General features: G+C 71.1%; 15 protein-coding genes. 9 read left to right on the top strand and 6 right to left on the bottom strand.

Features of this window, described 5'->3' with window-relative positions; genetic code table 11:
• Positions 1-48: 48 nt before the first annotated feature.
• Positions 49-528, bottom strand: coding sequence for a zinc ribbon domain-containing protein (locus FGM06_RS09765; protein WP_144799068.1), 480 nt, complete (start codon positions 526-528; stop codon positions 49-51).
• A 79-nt stretch (positions 529-607) separates the two neighbouring features.
• Between FGM06_RS09765 and FGM06_RS16045 the strand changes: the two genes are divergently transcribed.
• Together FGM06_RS16045 and FGM06_RS09760 are read left to right on the top strand one after the other, a co-directional pair.
• Entirely contained in the window at positions 608-754 is a 147-nt protein-coding gene (locus FGM06_RS16045) for a hypothetical protein (protein WP_186310999.1), read from the top strand.
• A 72-nt stretch (positions 755-826) separates the two neighbouring features.
• Entirely contained in the window at positions 827-1,819 is a 993-nt protein-coding gene (locus FGM06_RS09760) for an NAD-dependent epimerase/dehydratase family protein (protein WP_144799067.1), read from the top strand.
• A gap of 49 nt (positions 1,820-1,868) precedes the next feature.
• Here FGM06_RS09760 and FGM06_RS09755 read toward each other — a convergent pair whose 3' ends face one another.
• Together FGM06_RS09755 and FGM06_RS09750 are read right to left on the bottom strand one after the other, a co-directional pair.
• Complete coding sequence (locus FGM06_RS09755) at positions 1,869-2,618, bottom strand: GNAT family N-acetyltransferase (RefSeq protein ID WP_144799066.1); 750 nt, start codon at positions 2,616-2,618, stop codon at positions 1,869-1,871.
• A 121-nt stretch (positions 2,619-2,739) separates the two neighbouring features.
• Entirely contained in the window at positions 2,740-3,015 is a 276-nt protein-coding gene (locus tag FGM06_RS09750) for a cytochrome C oxidase subunit IV family protein (RefSeq protein ID WP_144799065.1), read from the bottom strand.
• Positions 3,016-3,181: 166 nt separating this feature from the next.
• On the opposite strand from FGM06_RS09750, the gene FGM06_RS09745 reads away from it, so the two are divergent.
• The gene (locus FGM06_RS09745) at positions 3,182-3,700 is read left to right on the top strand and encodes a hypothetical protein (RefSeq protein WP_144799064.1); all 519 of its coding nucleotides are present in this window, start codon (positions 3,182-3,184) and stop codon (positions 3,698-3,700) included.
• Between the two features lie 75 nt (positions 3,701-3,775).
• On the opposite strand, the gene FGM06_RS09740 is transcribed toward FGM06_RS09745, so the two are convergent.
• A complete protein-coding gene (locus FGM06_RS09740; RefSeq protein WP_144799063.1) occupies positions 3,776-4,312 on the bottom strand; it encodes a halocyanin domain-containing protein in 537 nt (178 codons plus the stop codon).
• A gap of 149 nt (positions 4,313-4,461) precedes the next feature.
• Between FGM06_RS09740 and FGM06_RS09735 the strand changes: the two genes are divergently transcribed.
• The 4 genes from FGM06_RS09735 (at position 4,462) to FGM06_RS09720 (ending at position 7,833) form a co-directional block, all read left to right on the top strand.
• On the top strand, positions 4,462-5,052 hold the full coding sequence (locus FGM06_RS09735; RefSeq protein WP_144799062.1) for a hypothetical protein: 591 nt from the start codon (positions 4,462-4,464) through the stop codon (positions 5,050-5,052).
• Positions 5,053-5,140: 88 nt separating this feature from the next.
• Positions 5,141-6,328: a redox-regulated ATPase YchF gene (locus FGM06_RS09730; protein ID WP_144799061.1), complete on the top strand. Its 1,188-nt coding sequence runs from the start codon at positions 5,141-5,143 to the stop codon at positions 6,326-6,328.
• 85 nt (positions 6,329-6,413) lie between these two features.
• On the top strand, positions 6,414-7,244 hold the full coding sequence (locus FGM06_RS09725; protein WP_144799060.1) for an amidohydrolase family protein: 831 nt from the start codon (positions 6,414-6,416) through the stop codon (positions 7,242-7,244).
• A gap of 88 nt (positions 7,245-7,332) precedes the next feature.
• On the top strand, positions 7,333-7,833 hold the full coding sequence (locus tag FGM06_RS09720; protein WP_144799059.1) for a DUF371 domain-containing protein: 501 nt from the start codon (positions 7,333-7,335) through the stop codon (positions 7,831-7,833).
• A 42-nt stretch (positions 7,834-7,875) separates the two neighbouring features.
• Here the strand turns inward: FGM06_RS09720 and FGM06_RS09715 are convergent, their stop codons facing one another.
• Positions 7,876-8,223 (bottom strand): hypothetical protein, encoded by a 348-nt coding sequence (locus FGM06_RS09715; protein WP_144799058.1) that lies wholly within the window; start codon positions 8,221-8,223, stop codon positions 7,876-7,878.
• 55 nt (positions 8,224-8,278) lie between these two features.
• Positions 8,279-8,881, bottom strand: a complete 603-nt coding sequence (locus FGM06_RS09710; protein ID WP_144799057.1) for an NUDIX hydrolase — start codon at positions 8,879-8,881, stop codon at positions 8,279-8,281.
• Positions 8,882-9,055: 174 nt separating this feature from the next.
• Here FGM06_RS09710 and proS point away from each other — a divergent pair, with 174 nt between their 5' ends.
• Both proS and FGM06_RS09700 read left to right on the top strand, forming a co-directional pair.
• Entirely contained in the window at positions 9,056-10,531 is a 1,476-nt protein-coding gene (gene proS / locus FGM06_RS09705; RefSeq protein ID WP_144799056.1) for a proline--tRNA ligase, read from the top strand.
• Positions 10,532-10,659: 128 nt separating this feature from the next.
• Positions 10,660-11,757: a hypothetical protein gene (locus FGM06_RS09700; protein ID WP_144799055.1), complete on the top strand. Its 1,098-nt coding sequence runs from the start codon at positions 10,660-10,662 to the stop codon at positions 11,755-11,757.
• Positions 11,758-11,787: the final 30 nt, after the last annotated feature.

Genomic DNA, 11,787 nt, shown 5'->3' with positions numbered 1-11,787 from the left:
TAATACGGTTGCACCCACTAGCTCCCGCGTCGTTCGTTTCTACCGACCTCACTCGTCGACCGGTTCGGCACACCACTGACAGAAGTCGAACGCCGGATCGGTGTCGCGGCCGCAGTGCGGACACGACACCGCGTCCGCCTCTCGGTCCCGGTCGACCGCCGATCCGTCGGAGCGGTCCGCGGGCGACGCGGCAGACGACGGGGGCGTCGTCGCGCCGGATTCAACGCGCTCCGCCGCCCGTTCTTCGCGGTCGTACTCTCGGTTGTTCCGGAGCGCGAGGACGTACGCGTCGATCACGCTGGCGGCGACGACGAGCACGGCCGGCGCGACGTCGGCGATCGGCGGCGCGTCGCCGGCGATGAGCCGCTCCACCGCCGCGTCGGGAACGATCACGACGAGCGTCGCGGTGACCGCGACGTACCAGCCGAGCGCGCGCGCCCAGCGGCGGAGATACGCGTGTCCGAGCCCGGAGACGACGAGCGCCAACAGGGCGGCGAGCCACGGTCGACGGCGACTGCGGTCTGTCATGGGGCGACGTACGAGCGCCGGGACCGTGTAACTGACCCTCGCTCGGAGCGTTTATGTGGTCGAGACGCCGAATCCGAGTATGTTCGGAGTGCCGACCGGAGAGTTCCTGATCGGGGTCGGATACGCCGTGTTCGGGGTCGGCACGTGGTTCCTCGGGCTCGGAATCGCGTACCTGCTCTATCGTCGGTGGCGCGGCGAGGGGCCGCGCGGGAAGTACGACGAGTGAGGGCAGCGCGGTCCTCCGCCCGCTCCGTTCCGGTTCGGTCACGCTTTTGAACTCGCTGGACCGAGGGTGGATATGACCGACACGGCGCTCGTCGTCGGCGGCACGCGGTTCATCGGCCGGCACACCGTCTCCGACCTGCTCGCGAACGGGTACGCGGTGACGATGTTGAACCGCGGGAATCACGAGAATCCCTTCGCCGCCGACGAGCGCGTGACGCACGTCGAGGGCGACCGGACGAACGAGCGCGACCTCCGGGCGGCGAAGCTCTCGGCAGAGCCCGACGTCGTGATCGACTGCGTCGCCTACCATCCGACCGACGTGGCGGCCGCGGTCGACGTGTTCGCCGACGTCGACGGCTACGTGTACGTCTCCTCCGGGTCGAGCTACGCGGCCGAGGAGATCCCCAAACGCGAGGGAGAGACGCCGCTGCGTCCCTGCACGCCCGAACAGGCGACCGACGAGAGCATGGAGACGTACGGCAACCGGAAGGCCGAGGGCGACCGAATCGTCTTCGAGGCCGCCGAGGAGGGAGTCAACGCGACCGCGGTCCGGCCCTGCATCGTCTACGGCCCCGACGACTACACCGAGCGGCTCGACTACTGGATCGACCGCGTACTCTCGCACGACCGCGTCGTCGTCCCCGGTGACGGCCAGAACCTCTGGCACCGCGCGTACGTTGAGGACGTCGCGAGCGCGCTCCGGGTCGTCGCCGAGCGCGGCGAGCCCGGCGCCGCCTACAACGTCGGCGACCGCCGGGCGCTCACGCTCGAGGAGACGCTGGAGGCGATCGCCGACGCCGCCGGCACCGACTGCGAGGTCGTGCCCGCGAGCGGGGACGCGCTCGCGGCCGGCGGGCTCGAACCGGACGACTTCACCCTCTACCGCGAGTACCCCCACCTGCTCGACACGTGTGCCCTCGCCGAACTCGGCTGGGAGTCGACGCCCGTCGACGAGGCGATGGCACGCACCGTCGCCGACCACCGGGAGGCCGAGCGCGACGGGAGCGAGTGGGACCCCGGGCGCGAGGCGGAAGAGCGCGTGTTGGGCGTGAAGGAGACGCTGTAGGACGGGGAATCGTCGCGGGTCGGGCCGAGGCGACCGGGGTGCGCGCGACTCAGTAGGCGGCGTCCCAGCGCGACGGCTTCCGTCGGTTCCCGCAGTCGCCGCACTCCATGCGATCCATCGTGTCGATGGCGACGTCGGTCCCCTCGCAGTTCCCGCAGAAGTAGCCGTAGCGGCGCTCCCGGTCCGGGTCGGCGTAGGCGACGTAGAACGGGCCGTCGGAGCCGCGCTCGCTCTCGTCGAAGGCGACGTAGACGGTGTCGCCGGCGTCCGTCTCGACGACGCCCTCCGAGATGCCGGTCAGCCGGCTGATCTGCTTGCGGTACTCGCGCTCGTCGAACGTCTCCTCGCCGATCTCCACGCGGCGCTCCCCGACGAGCTCGTACCCCTCGCCCTCGTAGAACGCTGTGCCGGCCTCGTTGGCGACGAGGACGCGAGCCTCGATGCGGTCGACGTCCGCCTCCCGGAGCTCCGCCTCCACGCGCTCGAGGAGCGCGGAGCCGATCCCGGACTCGCGGTGGTCGGGGTGGACGTGGAGCCAGTCGATTTCGCCGACCCGCTCGCGGCGCCCGACGACGTAGCTCTCGGCGAACCCGACCACGTCGTCGTCGACGACGGCGACGGGACACACCGTCCCTTCGTCGCCGACGTCCGCGACGAGGTCGTCGGGGTCGTACCACTCGTCGACAGCCTCGGCGAGCAGCGCCTCGTCGACGGCGTGGCCGTAGGAGGCGAGCAGCGATTCGCGGGCGACTTCCCGGATCGCGTCGACGTCGGCTGCGGTGGCGTCGCGGAGTTGCATACGGGTACTGTGCGCGTACGAGTACAAAAAACACGGCCGAACGTGTCAGAACTGCTGCACTGGAATCGACCGGAGACGGCGAGGGATGAGGCGGTGGCGGCTGAGAAGAAGGGAGACCGCGTTACGAGATGGAGTACGTCGCCGCGGCCATCAGCAGCATGGTGAGCGCGAGCGCGAGCGCCATCACGTAGGTGAGCGAGCGGTTCTCCCACCGGAGGTGCTGGAAGTAGGCGACGATGAGCAGCGTCTTGACCGTCGCGATCACCAGCGTCCCGCCGAGCGCCTGGGCGTACGTGAAGTTGAGGAACGTGGCCTCGAAGAGAACGAAATTCAGCGTCGCCGCGACCAGGAGCGCGACGTAGATCGCTGTGTACAGTTTGAGCGAGTCGTCCGACATTGCTTGCCCTCACCTTCGTCCGTGTGCTTAAAGAATTAACCATCCGACCGGGCGCCGGCCGGCCGTCCGGGCGCGACGGCGGACGCCGAGCGGCCCTCGGCCGTCCCCGAAACGCCTTTTGCCTCGACGCGCCGAACTCGCGACGATAACGCACCGAGGCGCCACCGTGAATCCGCTCGAACCGACGGACGATCTGCTCGAATCGCTGTACGTCGTCAACAAGGTCGCCAAGCAGTTCGCCGACGAGGCGACCGCCGCCTACGACCGCGGCGACGTCACCGAGAGCAACGTCCGTTCCGCCCGAAAAGACGCCCTCTACCGGACGAAGACGGCGGTCCTGTCGCGGGTCGTCGCCCACGAGGACGCGCGCGTCACCGGCGAGTACCACGCCATCAACGGCGACGTCTGGCTGTTCCTCACGGTCGGCGACTGGCGGTTCCACCAGCCGCCGCGCGCCATCGGCGGTGACCTCGCGGACGCGGTCGACGTCGCGAACACGCCCGACGAGCCGATCGACGCCCCCTACGAGCGCGACTCGTCCGTCGAACGCTCGGACCGGTCGCTCGAAGACGCGCTCACCGGGCTGGCGGAGGCGGGAGTCAACGCGAACGACCACCTCGCGCGCCCGACCGTGACGAGCGAGCACGACCGCATCGTCGACGTGCGGTGGTCGTTCCTCCCGTGAGTCGGAGTCGGACCCGCGGCTGTGGGTGTCGACGACGTTCAAAACGTCGGAACCCGCGGAGAAAGCGGACCGGCGTTACTCGACGACTTCGATGGCGCCGAGCATCCCGACTCCCTCGTGAGGCGTGCACCGGTACAGCTGGATCCCGGTGTTGTCGAACGACTGCTCGAAGGTCGTTCCCTCCTCGCTGACCGCGCTTCCGCTCTCGAAGTCGGACTCGGAGCCCTCCACGGAGGCGACGTTGTGGGCGCCGCCCTCGCCGGTCCACTCCCAGACGACGGTCGTACTGGAGCTGATCCGGATCGCCGCGGGATCGAACGCCAGCCCCTCGCCGGCGCCGACGGAGACGGTGACCTCGTCCTGCCCGGTGTAGTCCGCGATGGTGCCCTCGTACAGCCGGGCCTCCGAGAGGTGGTCGTCGATCTCGCTGGGTACGTCGTCGAGGGGCTCCCCGGCGCCGCCCGACCCGCCGTCGGAGCCGTCTGAACCGTCGGAGCCGTCTGAACCGTCGGAGCCGTCCCCACCGCCGCCGGAACAGCCGGCGATCGTTCCGAGGGCGAGCGCGGCTCCGGTTCCGGCGACGTACCGCCGTCTACTCAGTCTATCAGACATCACTGTTTGTAGGGGTTCGAGCCTTACAAACCCCTTGACGAAACCCGGATCGGGAGAAGGATCCGGGGGTCCAAACGTCGGGTTCCGGCGCGGCGGTCCCGGCCCCGCGGCGGCGCCTTTATTCTCCGTCGGCGCCGAGGTCGCGACGTATGCGGGAGGACGAACTGGCGACGCGCGTCGTCGACCACTACGCGGCCGCCCACGACGACCCGGAGGTCCGGCTGGAGGAGCCGTACGACGCCGAGGGCCGCCGCGGGGTCGTCGACGTCTACGTCCGCCTGCGGACGCCAGAGCGCGTCGATCACGTGATCGAGCTCAAGGGCGACGCCGCCGTGCGCCACGCGACCGGCGCGAACGAGATACTGCGGCAGTACCGGCGGATGGAGCGGTACTTCCACGCCGACGACCGCCACGCGATCCGACCGAAGCTGGGCCGCACCGAGCCGGGCGCGCGCTACCTGCTGCTGTTCGCGCCGACGCCGACCTGCGTCCACCACGTGGCCACGCACCGCTCGCTGTACGGCTCCGTCGACGTCGCGGCCCGCGTCGACGACGTCCCCGCGGTCCGCACCGTCGCGTTCCTCACCGGTCTCGACGGCGACCCCGCCGACCTGGGGATGGTGTCGGTCAACGGGGACGCCTCGTTCGGCTCCGAGGCGTTCCTCGACGCCGTTCCGCCCGATTCGCGGCTCGCGGAGAGCCTCCGCGGCGTCGACGACGACCTCGTCGAGTTCTCGTGACCCTCGCGGCGGGGGCGACGGCGGCGGGAACGCCGACCGCGGCCCGGCCGACCGAAAGGCGCTTTTCGCCGCGCCGCGACCCACGACCATGATCACGGTCGCGTTGGCGGGGAAGCCGAACGCCGGGAAGTCCACCTTCTACACGGCCGCGACGATGGCCGACGTCGACGTCGCGAACTACCCGTTCACGACGATCGACGCGAACCGCGGGGTCACGCACGTCCGGACCGAGTGCCCCTGCCTCGACCGCGAGGAGCGCTGCGGAACGGAGAACTGCCGCGACGGGAAGCGATACGTTCCGATCGAGCTCCTCGACGTGGCCGGGCTCGTGCCCGGCGCACACGAGGGGAAGGGGCTCGGCAACCGGTTCCTCGACGAGCTGACGAACGCCGACGTCGTGTTGAACGTCGTCGACGCCTCGGGCGCGACGAACGCCGAGGGCGAGCCCGTCGAGGTCGGCTCGCACGACCCCCTCGACGACGTCGACTTCGTCGAGGAGGAGATGGACCTGTGGCTCGCGGGTATCGTCGACCGCAACTGGGAGAGCGTCGAGCGCAAGTCGCGCTCGCCCGACTTCGACTTAGAGGAGTCGGTGACGGACCTGCTGACCGGGTTCGGCGCGACCGAGCACGACGTGACGGCGGTCCTCCGCGGGCTGGAGTACCCCGACGATCCGAAGGCGTGGAGCGGCGACGACCGCGAGGCGCTCGCGCGGGCGGTCCGCCGGCGCACCAAGCCGATCGTCGTCGTCGCCAACAAGGTCGACGCCGCGCCCGACGGGGCGCTCGACCGGATCCGCGAGGGGACGGACAAGCCCGTGGTCCCGGCGACTGCCGACGGCGAGCTGGGCCTGCGCCGGGCGGCCGAGGCGGGCGTCGTCGACTACGACCCCGGCGACGACGGCTTCGAGATCGTCGGCGACGTCTCGGCGGAGCAGCGCCGCGGGCTCGACGCGATCCGCGACGCCATGAGCGAACACGGCGGGACCGGGGTCCAGACCGCACTGAACGCCGCCGTCTACGACCTGCTCGACCGGATCACGGTGTACCCGGTGCAGGACGCCTCGAAGTGGACGGACGGGACGGGGAACGTCCTCCCCGACGCCTTCCTCCTCCCGTCGGGCGCGACGCCCCCGGACCTGGCGTACGCGGTCCACACCGACATCGGCGAGGGGTACCTCCACGCGGTCGACGCGCGCTCCTCGCGGCGGATCGGCGAGGGTCACGAACTGGGTGAGGGCGACGTGGTGAAGATCGTCTCGACCGCGGGGCCGTGAGGGCGGGCGCGACCGGCCGCGGCCTCCCCCGGCGGCGCGCGTGAGACCGACAGGCACATGCGGGTCCTCCGAGACGGACGGGTAGATGCTCGGGCTGGAACACGACTTCCGGATCGTCGACACCCGCGCGACGCTCGACCCCGACGAGTCTTCGGTCGCCACGCACGGCCGGGACATCTCCCCCGAGCGGCTGGAGCGCGAGATGCTGCAGGCGGGCGTCGTGCGCGCGGTCGCGAGCCCCGGCCGACGCGCCCCCGGGCGGAGCTACCTCCGGGCGAACAACGCGGTCGCGCGGCTCTCGATCGACCGACCGTTCGTCGCGTTCGCCCGGCTCAACGGTCCGCGAGACCCGGGCGACGGCCCGATCGCGGCGGTCCGGAACCTCCGCGCCGAGCGGGACGACCACCACGCCAGGCCGGACGACGTCGAGCAGTACTCCTACGACGACCGGTTCCACGGGTTCACGCTCGTCCCCCACGTCGACGGCCTCCCGAACGAGGACGTGTTGACGCGGCTTGAGGCGGCCGACCTCCCGCTCATCGTCCACGCGGGCAGGGAGTTCCCGCCCGAGGCGGTCGAGCGCGAGCTGCTCGGCTACGACCTCCCGCTCGTCCTCGCGAGCTTCGGCGGCTACCCGCTCGACGCCGACCTGATGAACGAGACGCTCGACCTGCTCGACGAGCACGACCGGCTCTACGTCGACACGAGCGCCGTGCGCTACCGGGAGGTCCTCGAGCGCGGCGTGTTGGAGCACCCGGACCGCGTCCTCTTCGGCTCCGGCGCGCCCGACGTCCACCCGAACGTCGGCGTGATGGAGGTGCTCACCCTCGACGTCTCGGAGGACCTGATGCGCCGCGTCCTCGCGAAGAACCCGGCCCGGCTGATCCCCGCGCTCGCGGAGGGCGCGGACGCCTGAGGCGGCGACCGCCCCAAGCGGCGGACGTCCGAAGCGACGGACGCCTGAACCGACGCTCACTTGTCCCGTCGCCGCCGACTCGTCGAGCATGAGCGACGCCGAGAGCGAGATCGACGACGTCGACCCCCTCGTCGAGGTCGTCCGCGCGACCGGCCACGAGCACGTCACCGCCGAGCACGCGAGCACCTTCGAGCTCACGTCCGACGACTGGCTCACGCCCGCCGGCGACTGCATCGTCGGCGTCGAGGCCGATCGCACCCCCCGCGACTTCTCGGCGGCGTTCCGGGAGGCGTGCCGGGACGCGGACGCGGCGATCGCCGCGACGATCGCCGTCGGAGAGCCGGACGCCGAGGCGGTCGACCTCGCGGACCCCACGTACGTCGACCGGATCGTCGGGCGCGGGGATCCCGGTCTCGCGCTCCTCGACGACCGCTCGATGGTCGGGCGGACGAGCGACTACACCGACGACGAGCGCACGATCCTCGTCGACGGCGACGGCGCGGCCGCCGACCTCGACCGCGACCTCGTCGCCGCGCTCGCGGAGGGCGCGCCGGTCGCGCTGCGGCTGGAGGTCGAACCGGCGGAGTGAGGCGACGCGAGACGGCGTGCGGGTGTCTCTCCTCCGCCCCGGTCAGAGCCGACCGGCGGCGTCGATGAGATCGGTGATCGGGAACGGGTCCTCGCGGTCGAACGACGCGAAGACGGCCTCGTAGCGCGCCGCGGGCAACACGAGCACGACGACGTTCTCGAAGAAGAGGGTCTGTACCTCGAACTCCTCGCCGATGAGCGCTTTGAACTCGTCGCCGGTGACCTGGTTCGCCATGATCAGCCGATACGCGGACTCGAGGTCCCGGTCGGAGTACCGCGATTCGAGCTCCGTGCGAACGTACTCGATCGTGAAATCGAGGGGGTCGAGAGAGGCTATCACGCGCGCCTCGGCGCCGTCGACGCCGCGGAGCGTCTCGACGAGATCGGACACGCCGGCGGATTTTGCTGGTACGTACTAAAAACGCTCGTTCGGGACCGGTCCGCACTCAGATCGGGAGCTCCGCGTCCGCCCCGACCTCCCGATCGACCTCCTCGGGGGCGCGCCAGTCGGTCGTCCGTTCCAGCAGTTGGACGACCATCCGGCCGGTCACGCCCCAGACGGTGTAGCCGCCGACGTGGAAGAAGTGGACCCGGTGGTCGCCGTACTCCGGGTGGCCGAGGCGGCGCTCCGACTCGTAGTTCGCGGGGTCGGTCAGCCCGCTCACGGGGAGGACAGCGACCTCCGCCACCTCCGACTCGTCGGGAACGTACTCGCGGTCGGGCGCGACGCCGACGAACGGTCGGATCCGATAGGCGGAGGAGCTCCGGGTGTCGTCGAGCCGTCCGACGACGTCGACCTCGTCCGGCCGCATGCCGACCTCCTCGCGGGCCTCGCGGAGCGCGGTGTCGGTCAGGGTCCGGTCGATCGGTTCGCGTCCGCCGCCCGGGAAGCTCATCTGGCCGGGGTGTTCCCCGAGGTGGGCCGCGCGCTTCGTGAACAGCAGGTGGGCCTCGCCGCCGCGCTCGACGACGGGCGCCAGCACCGCCGCCTCGCGGCGCGCCCGGGTCACTTCCTCGGGCGTGTACCGACGCAGCCCCGACAGGTCCATACCGGCGGTAGGCGCCGGGGAGGGGTTAACGTTTCTCTGCGTTCCCGCGGCCTGAAACGAGCGGGCGTCGACGGTCGGCGGGGTCCCCGACCCGTGTCGGCGCCGCGCGGCCGCGTCCGAACGACTCGCCAGGCTTCGGACGTTTTAAGCCCGCGACCGACCCTTCACACGACAATGAGCGACGACGACCAGGAGCTCGGCATCACCGAGTCCAAGTCTCACAACACGGGCGAGTGGTACGCCGAGGTCGTACAGAAGGCGGGGCTGGCCGACTACGGCCCGGAAGGGATGAGCGGGTTCATCGTCACCCGGCCGCGCGCGTACGCCGTCTGGGAGCGCCTGCAGGGGTTCCTCGACGCGAAGTTCAAGGACACCGGCGTCCAGAACGCCTACTTCCCCCTCTTTATCCCCGAGTCGTACCTCGAGCGCGAGAAGGACATCGTCGAGGGGTTCGACCCCGAGGTCGCGTGGGTGACCGAGGCCGGAACGAAGGAGCTCGAAGAGCGGCTCGCGGTCCGGCCCACCTCCGAGTCGATCATCACGCCGTACATCTCCCAGTGGGTGCGGAGCCACCGCGACCTCCCGCTGCGCGTGAACCAGTGGTGCTCGGTCGTGCGCTGGGAGGCGACGGAGACGAAGCCGTTCTTCCGCACGAAGGAGTTCCTCTGGCAGGAGGGCCACACCGCGCACGCGACGAGCGATGGCGCGTGGGCGGAGACGATGACGCGGCTCGACCAGTACGAGTCCGTCTACGAGGACCTGCTGGCGCTGCCCGTCCTGAAGGGGCAGAAGCCCGACCACGACAAGTTCCCCGGCGCCGACACGACGACCACCGTCGAGGCGCTGATGCCCGACGGGAAGACGGTGCAGGCCGGGACCTCTCACCACCTCGGGCAGTCGTTCGCGGAGGCGTTCGACATCACCTTCTCCGACGAGGACGAGGAGGAGCGGCTCGCGCACACGACCTCGTGGGGGCTCTCGTGGCGCGCGCTCGGCGCGCTGATCATGACCCACTCCGACGAGCAGGGGCTCGTGCTCCCGCCCGGCGTCGCCCCCGAGCAGGTCGTCGTCGTCCCGATCTGGCAGGAGGACACCAAAGACGACGTGCTGGAGTACGCCGAGGAGGTCGTCGACGACCTTGACGACGCCGGCGTCCGCGTCGAGCTCGACGACCGCGACGAGCGCAACCCCGGCTTCAAATTCAACGAGCACGAACTCAACGGGGTCCCGCTCCGGATCGAGATCGGCCCCCACGAGGTCGAGGACGGCGAGCTCACGCTCGTCCACCGGCCCGACGGCGACAGCGTCGTCGAGGAGCGCGAGGGCGTCGCCGAGACCGTCCGCGACCACCTCGACGAGGTGTACGCGAAGCTGTACGCGGCCGCCGAGGGGACGCTCGACGGCGAGGTCCGCGAGGCAGACGACCGCGCCGGAATCTTAGGCACGCTCGGCCAGCACGGCGGCTACGTGAAGGCGCCGTGGTGCGGCGACGAGGAGTGCGAAGAGCCGATTAAAGAGCCGATGGCCGCCGAGATCGTGATGGTGCCGTTCGAGGAGGAGGACCCCCTCGTCGACGGCGGCCACGACGAGACGTGCGCGATCTGCGGCGAGGACGCGGAACGGACCGCCTACTTCGCGAAGTCGTACTGAGCCGGACGTCGATCGCGCCGGGGGTCTCCCCGGTCACGGCCCTCCCGACGCCGTCCCGCGTTTAATCCGGGTTGATCCGACTTAACGGAGATCGGTTTATATACGGATACGTCGCGTACCCTCAGGTGATGAACCGAGGAACCGCGCTCCTCGTCGCCGTGGTCGTGCTGGTCGGCGTCGCCGGGATCGCCGCGGCCGGCCCCGTCGGGACGGCCGTCGCGCAGGACGACCCGGCGGCGACGAACGAGACGGGCGAGGGCAACGAGACGGCGAACGGAACCGACATCAGTCCCGGAGAGCGCCTCTCCGGGGTGATCGGGGTCCAGCGGGCCGAGATCGCCGGCGAGGTCGATTCGCGGGCGTTCGAGGTCGGGCTCAATCGGACGGAGACCCCTGAGGAGCGCGCCGACTTGGTCGCGGAGCGGTTGAACCGCACCGAGGAGCGGCTGGCCGAGATCGAACGACGCCAGCGGGAGCTCCGCGAGCGCCGCGAGGCCGGCGAGCTGACTCGCGGCGAGTTCGCCGCCCGGATGGCCGAGACGGGCGCCCGGGCCGAGACGGTCAAACGCGAGGCGAACCGGAGCGCCGACGTCGCTCGCGGGCTGCCCGAGTCGGTCAGGGCGGACCGCGGCCTGAACGAGGAACGCCTCGGCGAGCTCCGCGATCGGGCAGGTGAGGCGAGCGGCCCGGAGGTCGCGGCGATCGCCCGCGGCGTCGCCGGTAACGACGTGGGCGGCCCGCTGGCGTCCGAGCGACGCGGGCCGCCGGCGGACGCGGGTCCGGGGTCAGGAACCGGCCCGGGAGCCGGTGAGGGCGGCGACGCTCCCGGAGTCGGCGGCGGACCGGCCGGTGACGGACCGTCCGACCGCGGCGGCGAGGCGGGCGACGACGGCAACGGAACGAACGCGACCGACGGCTCGACGAACGCGGCCGGCACCCCGATGGACGGTTCGGCGAACCCGAGCGACGGTGCCGGTCGAAGAGGCGACGGTGCAGACGGTGCAGACGGTGCAGACGGAGGGAACGCGACGCCTCCGCGCGACGATCCGTCCCCGCCCGGCGCCGATGACGACCGAGGTGCCGGTGGCGACCGCGGCGCCGGTGGCGATTCCGTCCCCGGCGCCAACGCCGCGGGCGCGGTCGACGCCGTCGCGGATCGCCTCGTCGGACCGCTAACGGGCGGTGTCGACTTCGTCCGGGAAATCGTCGGCGGCGTCGATGGATAGGTCGCCACGGCTCCGACCGCGATACGAGGC

The organism is Halorubrum depositum, assembly GCF_007671725.1.
Classification (GTDB): Archaea; Halobacteriota; Halobacteria; order Halobacteriales; family Haloferacaceae; genus Halorubrum; species Halorubrum depositum.
This window is presented reverse-complemented; position numbering and strand designations above follow the sequence as displayed.